Raw genomic sequence first — 18,238 nt, forward strand, 5'->3', positions numbered from 1 at the left:
CCGATCCGATTCCAACCGATTCACCGACCATGCGTGACCTCCCTCGTCTACCGCTTCGCCCGCTCTCGTCCCTTTCGCTGATGCTGTTCGCCGCCGTCGCGCACGCGCAGACCGATACGCCCGCCGGGTCCGGCACGCCACCGGCCACCGCGCTCGCCCCGATCTTCGTGACCGCGAACCCGCTCGGCGACAACGAACTGATCGCGCCGACCGTCCAGCTTTCCGGCGATGCGCTGACACGCCGCCAGGCCGATTCGCTCGGCGAGACGCTCAACGGGCTGCCCGGCGTATCGACCACCACCTACGGGCCGATGGTCGGCCGCCCGATCATCCGCGGGATGGACGGCGACCGGATCCGGCTGCTGCAGAACGGCGTCGCGGCCTACGACGCGTCGTCGCTGTCGTACGACCATGCGGTGCCGCAGGATCCGCTGTCGATCGAACGCGTCGAGATCGTGCGCGGCCCGGCCGCGCTGCTGTACGGCGGCAACGCGGTGGGCGGCGTCGTCAACACGATCGACAACCGGATTCCGCGCGAAGCGATCGAGGGCGTGACGGGTGCGCTCGACGCGCGCTACGGCGGCGCAAACTCGGTGCGCGCGGGCGCCGCGCAAGTCGAAGGCGGCAATGGCCGCTTCGCGTTCCACGTCGATGCGTTCGACCGCGAAACGAGCAAGCTGCGGATTCCCGGCTACGCGCGCAGCAGCGCACAGCGCGCGATCGACGGCCCCGACACGCCGCAGCCGTATGGCAACGTTCCGAACAGCGACGGCCGCGTGCACGGCGGCTCGGCCGGTGCGTCGTATACGTGGGCGGACGGCTTCGCGGGCCTGTCGTACAGCGGCTACGAATCGAACTACGGCTCCGTCGCGGAAAGCGACGTGCGACTGCGGATGCGCCAGGAGCGCCTTGCACTCGCGTCCGAGTTGCGCAACCTGAGCGGGCCGTTCACGAAGCTGAAATTCGACTTCGCGTACACCGACTACCGTCACAAGGAAGTCGACAATGGCGAGACCGCGACCACCTTCCGCAATCGCGGCTACGAGGCGCGCATCGAGGCAACGCATCGCAAGATCGGCCCGCTCGAAGGCGCGATCGGCGTGCAGTTCGGCCAGAACACGTTCTCCGCACTGGGCGACGAGATGCTCGTGCCGTCCACGCGCACGAACAGCGTCGCGCTGTTCGGCCTCGAGGAATGGCAGGTCGTCCCGGCGCTCAAGCTGAGCCTCGGCGGCCGCTTCGAGCACGTGAAGGTCGATCCCGATCCGGCCGGCGTCGAGAAATTCGCGGGAGCGCAGCCGCGCGAGTTCAACGCGGGCAGCCTGTCGGCCGGCGCGCTGTTCTCGCTGACGCCCGTGTGGTCGGTGGCAGCCAACGTCGCGTACACCGAACGCGCGCCGACCTTCTACGAACTCTATTCGAACGGCCCGCACGATGCGACCGGCCAGTTCCTGATCGGCAACCCGAACGCGTCGAAGGAAAAGGCCGTGTCGACCGACCTGTCGCTGCGCTACGCGAGCGGCCCGAATCGCGGCAGCGTCGGCGTGTTCTACAACCGCTTCTCGAACTACCTGACCGAGTACAACACGGGCCGCGTGGTGAACGACGACGGCGAACCGGTCGCGCCCGGTACCGACGGCTCGCTCAACGAGGCGATCTACCGTGGCGTGCGCGCCGAGTTCTACGGCATCGAGCTGGACGGCAAGTGGCGCGCCTTCGCGCGGCGCGGCCATACGGTCGACCTGGAACTGACGGCCGACTACACGCACGCTCGCAACGTCGACACGGGCCAGCCGCTGCCGCGCATCGCGCCGCTGCGCGCGACGCTCGCGGCCGACTACGGCTACGGCCCGTTCGGCGCGCGCGCGCAAGTCACGCATGCGTGGTCGCAGCATCGCGTGCCCGAGAACGACTTTTCGACGGACGGCTACACGTCGCTCGGCGTGATGCTCACCTACAAGTTCCGCGTCGGCCCGACGCACTGGCTCGCCTACCTGCGCGGCGACAACCTGACGAACCAGGAAATCCGCTATTCGACCTCGGTCGTACGCGGCTTCGCACCGGAAGGCGGCCGCAGCGTGATGGCCGGGTTGCGCACCACGTTCTGACCCTCTCACGGCCCGCGGCGCCCGCCGCGGGCCACTTTCCGGCACCCCTGCCCGCCGCGAAATTCCGTTTATCCGCCATTACCGGCAATCGCGCGGCACTCGCCGACGACGCGAACCGGTTCCCTACCCGATTCAGTCGAAACCACATTCCGGCATTCATCGATAAATCGAAACAAATTCATCATACTATTATTAGCAAAACGACAGCTTTTGTTTCACCAAAGAAAACCGGTTTCAAATTCCACGTATAAACCTTTTAATCACGGGCACTCCACCGATTCTTGATCAAAATCAAAAGCGCCCGCCTGACAACGGTTCCAGCGATAAAAAAACTAATATCAGGGTTTTCGAAGGGTAAAGAATCATCCGATATACCCGTTAATGCCGGCACGAGCCCGTATCTGGTCGAACAATAATTTCAATTCGCCAACCACACGCACAGAGGCACACTGTGAAAATCGCCAGAATGAGCATCAAAACAAAACTCCTTGGCGGCTTCGGCCTGCTCGCCGCGGTCGTCGTGATCGTGTCGGGCATGGCACTCAAGGCGCTATCCGATACGAACGCCGAGTTTTCCCGCTACATGAACGGCATCAATGCGCGGGCGACCCTTTCCGCGCAAATCCGCACCGCCGTCGACCGGCGCGCGATCGCCGCGCGCAACCTCGTACTGGTGACCAAACCGTCCGACCTCGAGCTCGAACTGGCCGAGGTGAACCAGTCGCACAAGGACGTGCAGGACCATCTCGCGAAGCTCAAGGACATGATGGCGAACGCGACCGACACCTCCGACCGCGCGCGCGAACTGGTGGCCGACATCGCGCGCATCGAAGGCAGCTACGGGCCCGTCGCACTGCGTATCGTCGGGCTCGCGCAGGCCGGCAAGAAAGACGAGGCGATCGCCGACATCGACGACAACTGCCGGCCACTGCTCGCGCAACTGGTGCGCGCAACCGATGCCTACGCGACCTATACGCATGAACGCGAACTCGCGATCGCGCAGCAATTCGCGGATCGCTATGCGATGGAGCGCAACCTGCTGGCCGGGATCTGCCTGATCGCCGTCGCGGTTGCGGTATGCGGCGGCCTGTGGCTGACGCGCAAGATCACGGTGCCGATCGGCTCGGCCGTGGACGTCGCACGCACGGTCGCGAACGGCGATCTCGGCAGCCGCATCGACGTGAGCGGCAACGACGAGACGCGCGATCTGCTCGAAGCGTTGCGAACGATGAACGAACGATTGATCGGCATCGTCGGCCGCGTGCGCGATTCGTCAAACAGCATCGCGCATGCGGTCGGCGAGATCGCATCGGGCAACCTCGACCTGAGCCAGCGCACCGAGGAACAGGCCGCATCGCTGCAGGAAACCGCCGCGACGATGGAGGAATTCACGTCGACGGTGCGATTGAACGCGGAGAACGCGCAACAGGCCAGCTCGCTCGCCGCGAACGCATCGGACGTCGCGCAGCGCGGCAGTTCGGTGGTCGGCCGCGTGGTCGAGACGATGACGGAGATCGGCCACAGCTCGTCGAAGATCGCCGACATCACCGGCATCATCGAAGGCATTGCGTTCCAGACCAACATCCTCGCGCTGAACGCGGCCGTCGAAGCCGCGCGCGCCGGCGAACAGGGGCGCGGTTTCGCGGTCGTCGCGAGCGAGGTGCGCAGCCTCGCGCAACGTTCGTCCACGGCGGCGAAGGAGATCAAGGAACTGATCTCCGCGTCGGTGCAGACGATCCGCGACGGTTCCGAACTCGCGGGCGAAGCCGGCAAGACGATGTCCGACGTCACGCAGGCCGTTGCGCGCGTGACGGACATCATGGGCGAGATCGCGGCCGCGTCGGCCGAGCAGAGCCGCGGCATCGACCAGGTGAACCTGACGATCACGCAGATGGACGAGACGACGCAGCAGAACGCGGCGCTCGTCGAGCAGGCCGCAGCCGCATCGAAGTCGCTCGAGGCGCAAGGCCGCGAGCTGTCCGAAACGGTTGCGGCGTTCCGGATGCCGTCCGGCACGCACGTGACGTCGCCGGGCGCGTACGCGCAAGCGCCCGCCGCGCATCACTGGCAACCGGCCACCGCGTAATCGATACCGCAACGAGGCGACGATGCGCACGCCGTGCCGCCGCACTGCCTGCGTCACGCTTGTGCGCGCCGCGCGATGCGCGGCCGCACGCGGCATGCGGGGCTGCTGCGCATCGTCATCGTCTGGCGCAGCGGGTTCACGTGCACGACGTCGCGCTTCGCCGATCCGCGTCCCGCGCTCGCGGCACGCATACGTTTAGCTCGGTGGAACCGCAGCGTCGACGATCGTTTCCATCGACCGGCGCGGCGTCGTACGCGCGACCTGACCTGCACGTCGCCACGCACGATCGCGCGTAATGCGCCCTGTTGCGCCTCGCATGGCGCACGCTGCGCGTGCAGCGTTGCGCAAGTTTCGATCCCGCCCGTGTATCGTGCGTTGCCACACCGGCGACATGGAGATCGCGCTGCATTCGCCCGCACATCGCTCGCCGAGGCAGACTTTTAAAACGCACGAATGACGAGTATGCTAAAAAAAGCACTCCCCGGTCGGACGGCGAATCGCGTACCCTGGCTCCCGTCCGATCGCATTGCGGCCCCCTCGTTGCGCACATCGCGCGTCGATGGCGGCGTCTGTTTCTCGCGCCACGGCCGCACGAACCTTTCCCCCAACAATCGTCAGGAGAGCTAGTGAGCCGACTCGTCGTCGTATCCAATCGCATTGCAGATCCTCGTAAAGCCGCGGCCGGCGGGCTCGCCGTCGCCGTGAAAGACAGCCTGCAGGAATCCGGCGGCGTCTGGTTCGGCTGGAGCGGGAGGCTACGCGGCGGCGACGATCAGCCTACGCATGGCGACGAGGTGCAGATCCAGAACGTCGGCGGCATCCAGCTCGCGACGATCGATCTCGACCCGCAGGATTACGACGCGTACTACCTCGGTTATTCGAACAACGTGCTGTGGCCGGTGTTTCACTACCGGCTCGATCTCGCGCAGTTCGACCGCCGCTTCGCCGACGGCTACCGGCGCGTCAACCAGCTGTTCGCGCGCAAGCTGCGCACGCTGCTGCGGCCCGACGACACCATCTGGGTCCACGACTACCAGCTGATTCCGCTCGCCGCCGAATTGCGCGCGATGGGCTGCACGAATCCGATCGGTTTCTTCCTGCACATCCCGATGCCGCCGCCGCCGATCATGGCCGCGATCCCGGAACACGAATGGCTGATGCGCTCGCTGTTCGCGTACGATCTCGTCGGCTTCCAGACCGAGTCGGATCTGCTCCACTTCGAGCATTACGTCGAAGCGGAAGCCGGCGCCGCACGGCTGCCGGACGGCCGCCTGCGCGCGTTCGGCCGCACGCTGTCGGCCGGCGCGTTCCCGATCGGCATCAATGTCGACGAGTTCGAATCGCTCGCGCGCGATCGCGACGGGCTCGACATGTTCGCGCGGATGCGCGACGAGTATTCGCGCCGCCAGTTGCTGGTCGGCGTCGACCGGCTCGACTACACGAAGGGGCTGCCGCAGCGCGTGCATGCGTTCCGCCAGTTGCTCGAGCAGTATCCGGAGAACCGCAACCGCGCGACGCTGATCCAGATCGCCGCGCCGAGCCGCGAGGATCTCGGCGCGTACGACGACCTGCGGCGCGAGATGGACAGCCTGTGCGGCGCGATCAACGGCGACTACGGCGAACTCGAGTGGATGCCGATGCGCTACATTCACCGCACCGTCGCGCGCAAGCGCCTGCCCGGCCTCTATCGCGCAAGCCGCGTCGCACTCGTCACGCCGCTGCGCGACGGGATGAACCTCGTCGCGAAGGAATTTCTCGCCGCGCAGGACGCAGCCGACCCGGGCGTGCTCGTGCTGTCGCGTTTCGCCGGCGCGGCCGAGCAGTTGAAGTCGGCGCTGCTCGTCAATCCGTACGACACGCAAGGCACCGCGCAGGCGATCCAGCGCGCGCTCGCGATGCCGCTCGAGGAACGCCGCCAGCGTCACGCGGCGTTGATGGCGCTCGTGCGCAAGACCGACGTGCACTGGTGGCGCACGCGCTTTCTCGACGCGCTCGCCGAAGCGGCCGAAGTCGCGGCCGCAACCCCATCCTGACGCGCGCTCACGCGTCCGTCGCCACGTATTCGAGCGCCGCGCCGTTCACGTCGCACAGGTCGACCGAAACCGGAATGCCTTCGCGCAGGCTCGCCGTCAGTACGCAGTACGCATCGAACTGATCGAGCACGCGCGTCGCTGCCGCGAGATCGGCCCACGTCTTGCCGATCGACAGTCGTACCGACATCGCGCCCACCCGCACCCTGCCTGCTTCGTTCTGCACCATGTCGACGTCGATATGCGCGGCAATCGGCTGCGGATCGACACGCTGCTTTTCCAGCGCGAACAGCAGGCTCGCCGCGAGGCAGGTCGCGACGGCCGCGGCCAATAACCGGATCGGGTTCGGCCCGCGTCCGTCGCCGAGCGGCGGCGGCTCGTCGGTCAGCACCGGCGCCAGCGTCGTGCCGGCAAAAGCCACTTCGAAACAGAAACGCGCCTGCTGCGCGACATCGACCGATACGTGCGCCTCGCTCATGGCGACTCCGTGGAGATCAACGGGGAAAGGAATGCCGGCGCGCAGTCGCTGCGACGCGCGCCGCGCGCGGGTTCGCGGCACCTTCAGCGATCGGGTTCGCGTGGCGGCCCGTACGCGACGAAATCGCGCTCGACCGCGGACGCATGCTCCGTTTCGATCGCGCCGCCGCGTGCGCCGGCTTCGTCGTCCGGCGCTGCCGTCGTTGCGGACGGTGGATCGACGCGCCCGTCGATCAGCGCCTGCAGCGCGTCGCGTTCGAGCACCTCGCATTGCAGCAGCCGGCGTGCGATGCGTTCGAGTGCATCGCGGCGTTCGCCGAGCGTCGTCGCAACCCGCGCATGCGCATCGGTCAGCAGCGTGCGCACCTCGTCGTCGATCATGCGCGCGGTGTGCTCGCTGCAGCGCATGTCGCCCGCATGCCATGCGCCTGGTATGCCCTGGCGCGCTTCGCCATCGTCGAACGTCGCGAGCCCGATCTTCTCGCTCATCCCGTACTGCATGACCATGTGACGCGCCATCGCGGTCGCGCGTTCGAGATCGTTCTGCGCGCCCGTCGACACGTCGCCGAACACGAGTTCTTCGGCAACGCGGCCGCCGAGCAGGGCGTCGATCCGGTCGAGCAGCTCGCTTCGGCGCAACACGTAGCGATCCTCGGTCGGCACCTGCTGCGTATAGCCAAGCGCCGCGACGCCGCGCGGAATGATCGACACTTTCTTCACCGGATCGCAATGCGTGCGGCTTTCCGCGACGAGCGCGTGACCGGCCTCGTGATACGCGATGGTCAGCTTCTCCTGTGCGTTCATCACGCGGCTCTTGCGCTCGAGGCCCGTCAGCGCGCGGTCGATCGCCTCGTCGAAGTCGGCCATGCCGATCGCCGGCTTGCCGAGTTCGGCCGCATGCAGCGCGGCCTCGTTGACGACGTTCGCGAGATCCGCGCCGACGAAGCCCGGCGTGCGCGACGCGAGTTCGCCGAGATCGACGTCGGCCGCGAGCTTCACGCGCTTCACGTGCACGCCGAGGATCTGCCGCCGGCCGTTCACGTCGGGCCGGTCGATCGCGATGTGGCGATCGAAGCGCCCGGGCCGCAGCAGCGCCGGATCGAGGATCTCGGGCCGGTTGGTCGCGGCCATGATGATCACGCCGGAGCCGGCCTGGAAGCCGTCCATCTCGACGAGCAACTGATTGAGCGTCTGCTCGCGTTCGTCGTTGCCCGACATCGGCCCCACGCCGCGCACCTTGCCGAGCGCATCGAGCTCGTCGACGAACACGATGCACGGCGCCTTCTGCTGCGCCTGCTCGAACAGGTCGCGCACGCGGGCCGCGCCGACCCCGACGAACATCTCGACGAACGCCGAGCCGCTGATCGAGAAAAACGGCACGGCCGCCTCGCCGGCCACCGCACGCGCGAGCAGCGTCTTGCCGGTGCCCGGCGCGCCGACCACCAGCACGCCCTTCGGGATCTTGCCGCCGAGCCGCTGGTAACGGTCGGGGTTGCGCAGGAATGCGACGAGTTGCTGCAGCTCGGCCTTCGCTTCGTCGATGCCCGCGATATCGTCGAACGTGATGCCGGTTTCCTGCTGCACGTACACCCGCGCGCGGCTCTTGCCCATCCCGGTGAAATCCTGCAGCCCGCCGCGCTTGCGCAGCATCATGTTCCAGATGAACACGAACAGCACGAGCGGCAGCAGCCACGACGCAAGCGACGCGATCCAGCTCGTGTCCGGTGCGCCGTGATAGCGGATGCCGGCGGCGGTCAGCGTGTCGGTCAGGTGCTCGTCGGTCACGCGGTTGGTCGTGAAGCGCCACGGCGCGCCAGCCTGCTGCACGGCCGCGACTTCGGACGCCGGCAGCATCGTGCCAGCCTGCGGCATCTTCAGCGTGCCCGTGATCGATGCCGGGCCGACTTCGAGATCGTCGACGAGCCGTGCGGCGACGAGCCGGTGGAAATCGCTGTACGCGATCGACGCCGACGACGGATGCAGCATCAGCAACTGCGCGGCGAACAGCACGAAGAAGCCCGCCGCGATCAGCAATCCCGGGTAGTCGAATTTCCTGTCCATGGCATCGGGCCGGACGTGCGCGCTACGCTAGGCGGCGCGGCACGGCGGACGGCGGACACGCGCGCAGCCGGCGCGCGGCATCGGCGGCCATGCGGAAGCGGCATTCATGCGGGCCATCGTCGCCTCGCTTCATCGCCTCGTTCGTCGCATCAATGGCGCCGCGACGACGCCTTGGGCCGGCGCCGCCGGGCAATCCTCGCCCGGGCGGCACGCTGCGACGCGCCGCCCCTGAATCAAGTCTAGCTCGCGCGCAGGCGTCGCGCATCGCCCGCGGCGCGGCTCGAATCGTCCGACCAACACCTTTCATCTGCCCCCGTTGCCGCGTTATAGTCGCGCTCATGACATTTTTGTGACAAATGCATCGCACCTGCCCATCCGCAACGCGGGCTGTTGCCTTCCATCCCGCGGCGCGGCAGCCTGTGCGACGCCGCCGCGCATCACGCCCCCGTCCACCCGCCCATTCGAGGAACCCACGACGTGAACGACACCCCCGATCGCCCCGACGACCTTCCCGCCGATCCCGACCGCCGCCGCCTGCTCGGCGGCCTCGCCGCGCTCGGCGCGGGTGTCGCGCTCAGCGGCTGCGAAACCACGGCAGGCAGCGCGCCGCGCTCCGCCGCCGACCTGCGCATCGACGAAGCGTTGCGCCAGCGCGTGCGCCACATCGTCGTGATCTATGCGGAAAATCGCAGCTTCGCGAACCTGTACGGCGATTTCCCGGGCGTGCGCCATCCGCTGAGCGAGGTGCGCCCCGAGCACGCGCAGCAGCTCGATCGCGACGGCAAGACGCCGCTGCCCGTGCTGCCGAAGATCTGGGGCGGGCTCGTGCCGCAGGCGCAGGAAGTGGACGGCAAGCGCTACGCGATCGCCGAGCGCGACATCGACAAGCTGCCGAACGCGCCGTTCCTGATTTCGGACGCACAGGGCAAGGCGCTGCCGAACGGCGTGATCACGCGCGACCTGTGGCACCGCTTCTACCAGAACCAGATGCAGATCGCGGGCGGCCGCAACAACCAGTTCGCCGCGTGGGCCGATTCGGGCGGCCTGGTGATGGGCCACTACCGCAATTCGGCCGACACGCTGCGGCTGTGGAATCTCGCACGGCAATACACGCTGTGCGACAACTTCTTCATGGCCGCTTTCGGCGGGTCGTGGCTGAACCACATGTACCTGATTTCCGCGCAGCCGCCGCTGTATCCGGACGCGCACAAGCATCCGCACGCAGCCAAGCTGCTGTCGAAAGTCGAAGGCGACGATCCGGCCGGCACGCGCCTGAAGCTCGCCGACGATTCGCCGGCGTCCGCGCTCGACGGCCCGCCCAAGTTCGCGGGCGACGGCCCGCTGACGCCCGACGGCTATGGCGTGAACACGATGGCGCCGCCGTACCAGCCGAGCTATGTGCCGCCGGCCGACCCGGGCAATGCCGCGTATGCGGATCCGGCCGATCATCGCGTGATGCCGCCGCAGGGCCATGCGACGATCGGTGACCGCCTGTCGGAAAAGAACGTCGATTGGGCGTGGTACAGCGGCGCGTGGCAGTACGCGCTCGAACATCGCGACACCGGCAACGTGCCCGATTTCCAGTACCACCACCAGCCGTTCAACTATTTCGCGAACTACGCGCCCGGCACCGACGCGCGCAGCAAGCACCTGCGCGACGCCGGGCTCGGCGACGAGCCGTCGACCAACCACTTCATCGCCGACATCGACGCAGGCCGCCTGCCGGCCGTCACGTTCTACAAGCCGCAGGGCAACCTGAACATGCATGCAGGCTACGCGGACATCGAATCCGGCGACCGTCACATCGCGACCGTGATCGACCATATCCGGCGCGGGCCGCAATGGGACAACACCGTGATCGTGATGACGCACGACGAGAACGGCGGCTGGTGGGATCACGTCGCGCCGCCGGTCGGCGACCGCTGGGGGCCGGGCTCGCGGATTCCGGCGCTCGTGATCTCGCCGTTCGCGAAGAAGGGTTTCGTCGATCACACGCTGTACGACACGAACTCGATCCTGCGCTTCATCAGCCGCGTGCACGGGCTCGCGCCGCTCGACGGGGTGGTCGCGCGCAACCAGGCGTTCGCCGCGCGCGGCGCGACGCCGCCGGGTGATCTGACGAATGCGCTCGATCTCGGCTGATGGCAGGCCGGCCGGATTGCTCGGCCGGCAATCCGCAGGACGTGCCGTCGCTCGACCAGGAGCATCCGCTGCTGCCCGACCTCGCGATCTACACGGGGCGCGGCAACGTCATGTCGTACGAGCCCGATCCGGCCGACAGCGCGCTGCTGTGCTACCGGCGCGGCGACATGCAGCGCGCGATGGACGAAGTCGTCGCTCATTGCCGCGCGCAATGAGCGAACGGCGCGCGTGCGCGGCGGATGCAAAAACGTCCCGCCGCCGGCGATGCATGCCGGCGGCGGGACGTTGACGAACGCATCGGCATCTGTCGTCGCGACCATGTCTATGCCTTCGGCTCCATCATGGGCGTCGGTCACGCTGTGCGTCGGCAGGGTTCCACCGGTGCCGGCCGATGCAGATGAGCGAGGCCTCGCAGTCGGTTTCAATACATTTACTTGCCCAGCGCGTTGAACCATCCCGGACCGATCGGCGCATAACCCGCGGTGCCCGCCGCCGCGGCGCGTGCATTGACACCGAAATCCGGCCACGCGGGATAGTACTGGCTCGACTTCGCCTGAGGCGTGCCGGCTATCTTCGCTGCACCGGGGGTACCCGACGAACCGGTCGTCAAGCCGAGCGTGACGATGCCGAAATACGGCTCGTAGATGTTCGTGCTGTTCGGCAACGACAATGCCATGTCCGAATAGCAGTACACATACACCGGACCGTATGCGCCCTTCGGTTGCTGCGCGATCCATGCCATCAGCGCCCGGTATTCGCGCGCCTGGTTCACCTGCGTCAGAAATGGCGCATTCTGCATGGTCCGGAAATTGGCATTCGTATATTGCGTCGATGAGCCGCCCAGTTGACCGGTAAAGTTGGTCGCACCGTCCGTACCGGTTGTGGGCGCACCGAACTCGGTGAGCGCGATGGCCTTTGCGCCGTCGCCCGCCGCATTCATCTGATCGCGCAGGCTCGTGCCGGTGTAGCTCGAGAACGTATCGCCGCTGCTCGACGGCCACGCATACGACGGCGACGTGAAGGTATGCCACATCATGCTGAACGCATTCGAGTATTGCGGATACGTGGTGTTGAGCGTCGTGCTCGGGCATTGGTCAGGCGCCGATTGCCAGTCGTCGGAATAGCAGTACGGGTGATGCGCAAGTGCATCGAAGTATCCCTTCGCACCGCTCGCGTACATCACGGCCAGCCAGTCGCGCGGATCCCACTGCGTCGGCGCGGGATAACTCGGATCGGTCGAATTGACGAGCCCCGCCACACCATTCGACGGCAGCGCGCCGCTCGTGTTGTTCGGATAAGTCGTGCAGGCCGCGCTGCCGCCCGCATACACGTAGGCGCCCGGATTCGCCTGCTTGATCGCCGGGTAGGCGCTCTTCAGGATCTGCGTATACAGCACCGGATCGTGGGGCATGAAATCGGTGCCGCAGTTCGGCTCGTTCCAGATTTCCCACGCATCGACCTCGCCGCCGTAACTGTCGCTGCCGTAATGCCTGGCCGCTGCCCGCGCAAAATTGGTATAGAACGTCGGATCCGGTGCGCACAGCCAGGATGGAACCCCGTTCGCTTGCTGATAGCTGCTCGAACACTTCGAACTGGCAGCCCACGGCGGCGTCAGTAAAACCAGGCCCAGCACGCGCAGGCCATTGTTGCGGGCCGCCCGGATGACCGTATCCGTCACGCCCCAACTCAATCCGCTGCTGGCCCCTGGGTTGGGATCGTTGACATCGATCGTCGTTTGCAACGGTTGAATGCGCGCCCAGTTGATATCGATCCGGACCCAGCGCGCATTCGTCGCCGCGAGGCCGGCCATATAGTTGTTGATGGCTTGCGTGGGGTCGCTGGCGTTGCGGTTGATGATGTCGTTGATTTCGCTGCCCAGGTTGATGCCGGGCACGGGTGTGTTGGTCTGGCCGATTGCGGGTTGCCCCGCCAGCAGCGCCGCAATGAACGCGGCACACCCCAAGCCGGCCCGAGCGGACGACTGCGCACCGGCAGCAGCACGTGACAGCCATTTCATTATTCTGGAAATCATCGAGGCACCCTCTCAGTTTGTATCAAGGTGCCGGCAACCTCGCAGCCGAACTCACGGGCAGGAATACGTTGCCCGATACGATAGCCGCCCCTGCCCGCGCGTCCACGGCCTGGTATCGCTTGCGGTTCGACAAGACTGGCCGGCTACTCTACGAGCACAACCCGTTTCGATTTTCCCGAACCTGTCAGCGCACAACCGTGCGCTATCGAACTCATCCATCTGACGGATGTTGCCGATGCCGCGACGCTCGTCGCGGCAGGCCACTGAAGCGCACATCGTGCGACGCCGAAATGCAAAAACGTCCCGCCGCCGGCGATGCATGCCGGCGGCGGGACGTCAGGGTACGACGTCGATGCGAACCGTCAGGCGCCGATGCGCTGCTCGATCTTCTTCATCGTGTCGGTCATTTCGGCCGGCAGGCGTAGCTTCAGCATATCGAACAGCGCCGCATGAAGCTTCAGCTCCTCGCGCCATTCGTCGGCGTTCATCGACGTCACCGCCTCGAACTGCTCGCGCGTGAAATCGAGGCCGTCCCAGTGCAGGTCCTCATACGCCGGCGACACGCCGAACGCATGCTCGCCGCCGCCACCCGTGCCTTCGAGGCGGTCGAGCATCCACTTCAGCACGCGCATGTTCTCGCCGAAGCCCGGCCACACGAACTTGCCGTTCGCATCCTTGCGGAACCAGTTCACGCAGTAGATCTTCGGCAGTTTCGCGCCCGCGCCTTCGAGCTGCTTGCCGAGTTTGAGCCAGTGCGCGAAATAATCGCTGACGTTGTAGCCGCAGAACGGCAGCATCGCGAACGGATCGCGACGCACGATGCCCTGTTGACCGACCGCCGCGGCGGTCGTCTCCGAGCCCATCGTCGCGGCCATGTACACGCCTTCGACCCAGTCGCGCGCCTCGGTCACCAGCGGCACGGTCGTCGAACGGCGGCCGCCGAAGATGAACGCGTCGATCGGCACGCCGGCCGGGTTCTCCCAGTCAGCGTCGATCGACGGGCACTGCGCGGCCGGCGCCGTGAAGCGCGAATTCGGATGCGCCGCCTTGCGGCCCGTTTCCTTGCCGATTTCCGGCGTCCACGGGTTGCCCTGCCAGTCGGTCAGCTTCGCGGGCGGCGTGTCGGTCAGCCCTTCCCACCACACGTCGCCGTCTTCCGTCAGCGCGACGTTCGTGAAGATCACGTTTTCGGTGAGTGTCGAAATCGCGTTCGGGTTGGTCTTCACGCCGGTGCCCGGTGCGACGCCGAAGAAACCGGCTTCCGGGTTGATCGCATACAGCCGGCCGTCGCGGCCCGGCTTCAGCCACGCGATGTCGTCGCCGATCGTCGTGACCGTCCAGCCGTTGAAGCCCCGCGGCGGAATCAGCATCGCGAAGTTGGTCTTGCCGCACGCGGACGGGAACGCGGCCGCGACGTGATATTTCTTGCCCGCCGGCGACGTCACGCCGAGGATCAGCATGTGTTCGGCAAGCCAGCCCTGGTCGCGGCCCATCGTCGACGCGATACGCAGCGCGAAACACTTCTTGCCGAGCAGCGCGTTGCCGCCGTAGCCCGAGCCGAAGCTCCAGATCTCGCGCGTTTCGGGGAAATGCACGATGTACTTGACCGGGTTGCACGGCCACGGCACGTCCTGCTGGCCGGCTTCGAGCGGATGGCCGACGCTGTGCACGCACGGCACGAACTCGCCGTCCTCGCCCAGCACGTCGTACACCTCACGGCCCATGCGCGTCATGATCCGCATGTTCACGACGACGTACGGGCTGTCGGACAGTTCGACACCGATGTGCGCGATCGGCGAGCCGAGCGGGCCCATCGAAAACGGCACGACGTACAACGTGCGGCCACGCATCGAGCCGCGGAACAGGCCGCTGAGCGTCTCGCGCATTTCGGCGGGTTCGATCCAGTTGTTGGTCGGGCCGACGTCGTCGCGCGATGCCGCGCAGATGAACGTGCGATCCTCGACGCGCGCGACGTCGGACGGATCGGATTGCGCGAGATACGAGTTCGGGCGCTTCGCCGGGTTCAGGCGCGTGAGCGTGCCCTGGTCGACCATCGCCTGGCACAGCGCGTCGTTTTCTTCCTGCGAACCGTCACACCACACGACGCGCTCGGGCTCGGTCAGCGCCGCGATGCGCGACACCCAGTCGATCAGCTTGCGATGTTTGACGAAAGCCGGCGGAGCGACGAGCGGGCCGTGCGTGGCTGCGGCCAAAGAGTTTTGCGACATGAGGATGTCTCCAGATTATTGGGCGGGGATGGGGGTTGCGGGGCGAGCCCGCGAGATGGGGGATGCGATTGGAGCGCAGGGTGCGGCGGCGCGCAGGACGGGACGCGCGAGCGGAGCGCGCGTCGATACCGCGATGCATGCGAGAGAAGGTGATGTCTCTTTAGTAATTGCGAACGCGAGTTTCGCCATACAAGCAACCTGCCGTACAACGTCATGACGGCCAGCATACCATCGCCGTTATTCGGCAGACGTTGCGTTGCAACAAGAAACAACTCTGCCGGCGAGCGGGCACGCCGGTTGCCTGTGCGTTCTTTTTTGCAGCGCCATTGCGCGCGCTTTGGGGACGAAACGGCCAGGACGGCCGCCCGCCAACGGTTTCGCGGGAGCGGCAAATCTGGCGCGCCGCTCCCGCGCGAGGCCAACGCGAACATGGGCCGTGCGAATTCACGTTTTCGCTACTCAGGCAAACCCTGAATTAGGTTGCGTACACAAACATCTGACGTGAAGGCTCGGCAGGCACCCCTGCTCAAAACGGCGCGCCGGGCAATCCGGGGTAATACGCGCCTGCCGCCATCCCGCCGTCGACGGCCAGCTCGGCGCCGTTGCAGTACGACGCTTCGTCGCTCGCGAGGAACAGCGTCGCACGCGCGATTTCGTCGGGCAGGCCGACGCGCTGCAGCGGCACGTTCGCATAGTGCTTGTTGATGTCCTCGAGCGGCGCGCCGGTCGGGTTCGACATCGCGGTGTTCACGCCGCCCGGATGAATCGAATTCACGCGCACGCCCTGATGGCCGAGTTCGAGCGCCGCGACCTTCGTCAGCCCGCGCACACCCCACTTGCTCGACACGTACGCGGCCAGTGCGTTCACGCCGCGCAGCCCGTCCACCGACGAGATGTTGACGATCGACCCGCTCTTCCGCGCGATCATGCGCGGCGCGATGGTTCGGATTCCGACGAACGTCCCGACGAGGTTGATCGACACCGCGCGCTCGAAATCGCGTTTCGACAGTTCGGTGATGCCGCCGAACGTCAGCACGGCTGCATTGTTGACCAGTACGTCGATACGGCCGAACTGCGCCATCGTCGCTTCGGTCACGCGCACCCAGCTCGCTTCGTCGGCGACGTCGAGCCGCATGAAGCGCGCCGCGTCGCCGAGCTCGCGCGCGAGCGCTTCGCCTTCCGCGTCGAGCACGTCGCCGATCACGACGCGCGCGCCCTCTTCGACGAACAGCCTGCACGTCGCCGCGCCCATGCCACGCGCACCGCCCGTGACGATCGCTACCTTTCCTTCCAGTCGACCCATGTCGTCCTCCGTTCGAATCCGGTTTGCCGGCTGCGACCTACGCGCATGCGTGAGCGTGCTTGCCGGATCATGATTGGCACGCGGCCAGCGCCGCGCGCTTGTCGGCCTCAGCCGTCAGCCCCAGTAAGCCTGCCCGCCGTCGAGCGGCAGCGTCGCGCCCGTCAGGTATGCGGCGTCGCGGCTCGCCAGGAACACGATCGCGCGCCCGATGTCCTGCTCGCAGTCGCCGACGCGGCCGAGCGGAATCGTGCGGAAGAACGCGGCGGCTTCCTGCGGATTGGCGTCGATCCAGCCTTTCAGGCCCGGCGACAACGCATGCGGCGCGACCGCGTTCACGCGGATGCCGTCCACGCCCCATTCGCACGCCGCCGCGCGCGTCAGCGCACGAATCGCCTCCTTGGTCGCGGCGTACGCGCCGTAGCCGGACGCATCCCAGCGCACCGCGGCCGACGAAGCGAAATTGACGATCACACCGTCGCCCTTCAGATACGGATGGCACGCGCGCATCATTCGCAGCGTCGCGATCGGCCCCGATTCGAGCCCCGCCAGGAAATCCGCGTCGGTCACGTCGAGCAGGCGGCCGAGCGGCACGACCTGCGCGTTGTTGATCAGGATCTGCACGCCGCCCAACCGCGCGACGACGCTGTCGACGCACTGCTCGATCTGCGTGGCATCCATCACGTCGCACACGAACGGCTCGGCCACGCCGCCGCGCGAGCGGATCGTCTCGCAGGTCGCGAGCAGCTTGTCGCGGGTACGACCGACCACCGCGACCCGCGCGCCTTCCGCCGCGAGCGCCTGCGCGACGCCCTGGCCGACGCCCTGCCCCGCGCCCGTCACGAGCGCGACCTTGCCTTTCAGGATGTCCATGCGCGCGCCTCAGGCGACGATCGCCGGATGCGCCTGCACGGGCCCGCCGAGCAGTTCGCGGTACGACGGCGGCTGCTTGCCGTCGAGATCGGCGATGCCGTACCGCAGCGCGGCTTCCGCGCCGACGAGCACCTGCCCCGACAGCGCCATGCGCTGCGGGTCGCCGTGAATCGCGTGAATCACGCGGCCCGTGAACTCGGGGCTTTCCGCGACGAGCGAAAATTCCTTGTACAGATCCGGGTGTGCTTCCCACACGCGCGTCGTGCGCTCGGTGCGCAGCGGACCCATCCAGATCGACACGGCCGCGACGTCGAACGGCTTCAGGTCGACGGCCATGTCCTTCGCGAACTTGTCGACGCCGGACTTCTGGGCGCCGTAAGCCGCGCCGTGCATGTAGCAGCTCGCACCGAACGACGACGTGAACGCGATCAGCCCGCTGCGGCGTTGCGCCATCAGCCGCGCCGCGTGCCAGCTCGCGACATAGGCCGAGCGCAGCCCGACATCGAGGATGTTGACGAGGTCGAGCGACTTCTCCCAGAACGGGCCCGGCAGGATCAGCTGATCGTGCAGGCAAGTCGCGTTGTTGACGAGAATGTCGAGCCGGCCGCTGTCGCGTTCGACATGCTCGAACAGCGCCTTCACTTGCGCATCGTCCGCGTGGTCGCAGGCCACCGCGATCCCGCGACCGCCGAGCGCATCGATCTCGCGTGCGGTCTCGTGAATCGTGCCGGGCAGCGGCGCGTCGCCTTCGTTCTGCGAGCGGCCCGTTACATAGACGGTCATACCGGCCGCGCCAAGCGCACGCGCGATGCCCTTGCCCGCGCCGCGCGATGCGCCCGTCACGACGGCAACCGGCGCATCGTGATTCCGTGTCATGTTCGATGTCTCCTGTGGAATGTGC

12 protein-coding genes and 1 pseudogene are annotated in these 18,238 nt (G+C 66.9%); 5 read left to right on the forward strand and 8 right to left on the reverse strand.

Annotation, left to right across the window (positions count from 1 at the left end):
- Nucleotides 1-29 precede the first annotated feature (29 nt).
- Nucleotides 30-2,108: a TonB-dependent receptor gene (locus tag LGN17_RS15275; protein ID WP_226197536.1), complete on the forward strand. Its 2,079-nt coding sequence runs from the start codon at nt 30-32 to the stop codon at nt 2,106-2,108.
- Nucleotides 2,109-2,574: 466 nt separating this feature from the next.
- Nucleotides 2,575-4,194, forward strand: a complete 1,620-nt coding sequence (locus LGN17_RS15280; protein WP_226197537.1) for a methyl-accepting chemotaxis protein — start codon at nt 2,575-2,577, stop codon at nt 4,192-4,194.
- Nucleotides 4,195-4,247: 53 nt separating this feature from the next.
- On the opposite strand, the gene LGN17_RS15285 is transcribed toward LGN17_RS15280, so the two are convergent.
- Nucleotides 4,248-4,385 carry a hypothetical protein gene (locus tag LGN17_RS15285; protein ID WP_226197538.1) on the reverse strand — a complete coding sequence of 46 codons (138 nt, stop codon included), beginning with the start codon at nt 4,383-4,385 and terminating at the stop codon, nt 4,248-4,250.
- A gap of 435 nt (nt 4,386-4,820) precedes the next feature.
- Between LGN17_RS15285 and otsA the strand changes: the two genes are divergently transcribed.
- Entirely contained in the window at nt 4,821-6,227 is a 1,407-nt protein-coding gene (otsA, locus tag LGN17_RS15290; RefSeq protein WP_226197539.1) for an alpha,alpha-trehalose-phosphate synthase (UDP-forming), read from the forward strand.
- 7 nt (nt 6,228-6,234) lie between these two features.
- Here otsA and LGN17_RS15295 read toward each other — a convergent pair whose 3' ends face one another.
- On the reverse strand, nt 6,235-6,702 hold the full coding sequence (locus LGN17_RS15295) for an OsmC family protein (protein ID WP_175953767.1): 468 nt from the start codon (nt 6,700-6,702) through the stop codon (nt 6,235-6,237).
- Between the two features lie 83 nt (nt 6,703-6,785).
- Entirely contained in the window at nt 6,786-8,762 is a 1,977-nt protein-coding gene (gene ftsH, locus LGN17_RS15300) for an ATP-dependent zinc metalloprotease FtsH (RefSeq protein WP_226197540.1), read from the reverse strand.
- 477 nt (nt 8,763-9,239) lie between these two features.
- Between ftsH and LGN17_RS15305 the strand changes: the two genes are divergently transcribed.
- Together LGN17_RS15305 and LGN17_RS15310 are read left to right on the forward strand one after the other, a co-directional pair.
- Nucleotides 9,240-10,904, forward strand: a complete 1,665-nt coding sequence (locus LGN17_RS15305; protein ID WP_226197541.1) for an acid phosphatase — start codon at nt 9,240-9,242, stop codon at nt 10,902-10,904.
- A 20-nt stretch (nt 10,905-10,924) separates the two neighbouring features.
- Nucleotides 10,925-11,119, forward strand: a pseudogene (locus LGN17_RS15310) (nucleoside-diphosphate sugar epimerase); the annotation flags it as partial.
- A gap of 215 nt (nt 11,120-11,334) precedes the next feature.
- Here LGN17_RS15310 and LGN17_RS15315 read toward each other — a convergent pair.
- From LGN17_RS15315 to LGN17_RS15335, 5 genes are all read right to left on the reverse strand, one after another.
- Nucleotides 11,335-12,936, reverse strand: a complete 1,602-nt coding sequence (locus LGN17_RS15315) for a cellulase (RefSeq protein WP_413227026.1) — start codon at nt 12,934-12,936, stop codon at nt 11,335-11,337.
- A gap of 362 nt (nt 12,937-13,298) precedes the next feature.
- On the reverse strand, nt 13,299-15,164 hold the full coding sequence (locus LGN17_RS15320; protein WP_226197543.1) for a phosphoenolpyruvate carboxykinase (GTP): 1,866 nt from the start codon (nt 15,162-15,164) through the stop codon (nt 13,299-13,301).
- A gap of 526 nt (nt 15,165-15,690) precedes the next feature.
- Nucleotides 15,691-16,467, reverse strand: a complete 777-nt coding sequence (locus LGN17_RS15325) for a glucose 1-dehydrogenase (RefSeq protein WP_226197544.1) — start codon at nt 16,465-16,467, stop codon at nt 15,691-15,693.
- 114 nt (nt 16,468-16,581) lie between these two features.
- Complete coding sequence (locus LGN17_RS15330; RefSeq protein WP_226197545.1) at nt 16,582-17,337, reverse strand: SDR family NAD(P)-dependent oxidoreductase; 756 nt, start codon at nt 17,335-17,337, stop codon at nt 16,582-16,584.
- A gap of 9 nt (nt 17,338-17,346) precedes the next feature.
- On the reverse strand, nt 17,347-18,213 hold the full coding sequence (locus tag LGN17_RS15335) for an SDR family NAD(P)-dependent oxidoreductase (protein ID WP_226197546.1): 867 nt from the start codon (nt 18,211-18,213) through the stop codon (nt 17,347-17,349).
- Between the last annotated feature and the right edge of the window lie 25 nt (nt 18,214-18,238).

This window comes from Burkholderia sp. AU30280 (assembly GCF_020420125.1).
Taxonomy (GTDB): domain Bacteria; phylum Pseudomonadota; class Gammaproteobacteria; order Burkholderiales; family Burkholderiaceae; genus Burkholderia.

Coding starts and splice junctions, on each gene's coding strand:
- LGN17_RS15275 (WP_226197536.1), top strand. CDS start 30: ATGCGTGACCTCCCTCGTCTACCGCTTCGCCCGCTCTCGTCCCTTTCG.
- LGN17_RS15280 (WP_226197537.1), top strand. CDS start 2,575: ATGAGCATCAAAACAAAACTCCTTGGCGGCTTCGGCCTGCTCGCCGCG.
- LGN17_RS15285 (WP_226197538.1), bottom strand. CDS start 4,385: ATGCGTGCCGCGAGCGCGGGACGCGGATCGGCGAAGCGCGACGTCGTG.
- LGN17_RS15295 (WP_175953767.1), bottom strand. CDS start 6,702: ATGAGCGAGGCGCACGTATCGGTCGATGTCGCGCAGCAGGCGCGTTTC.
- ftsH (WP_226197540.1), bottom strand. CDS start 8,762: ATGGACAGGAAATTCGACTACCCGGGATTGCTGATCGCGGCGGGCTTC.
- LGN17_RS15315 (WP_413227026.1), bottom strand. CDS start 12,936: ATGATTTCCAGAATAATGAAATGGCTGTCACGTGCTGCTGCCGGTGCG.
- LGN17_RS15320 (WP_226197543.1), bottom strand. CDS start 15,164: ATGTCGCAAAACTCTTTGGCCGCAGCCACGCACGGCCCGCTCGTCGCT.
- LGN17_RS15325 (WP_226197544.1), bottom strand. CDS start 16,467: ATGGGTCGACTGGAAGGAAAGGTAGCGATCGTCACGGGCGGTGCGCGT.
- LGN17_RS15330 (WP_226197545.1), bottom strand. CDS start 17,337: ATGGACATCCTGAAAGGCAAGGTCGCGCTCGTGACGGGCGCGGGGCAG.
- LGN17_RS15335 (WP_226197546.1), bottom strand. CDS start 18,213: ATGACACGGAATCACGATGCGCCGGTTGCCGTCGTGACGGGCGCATCG.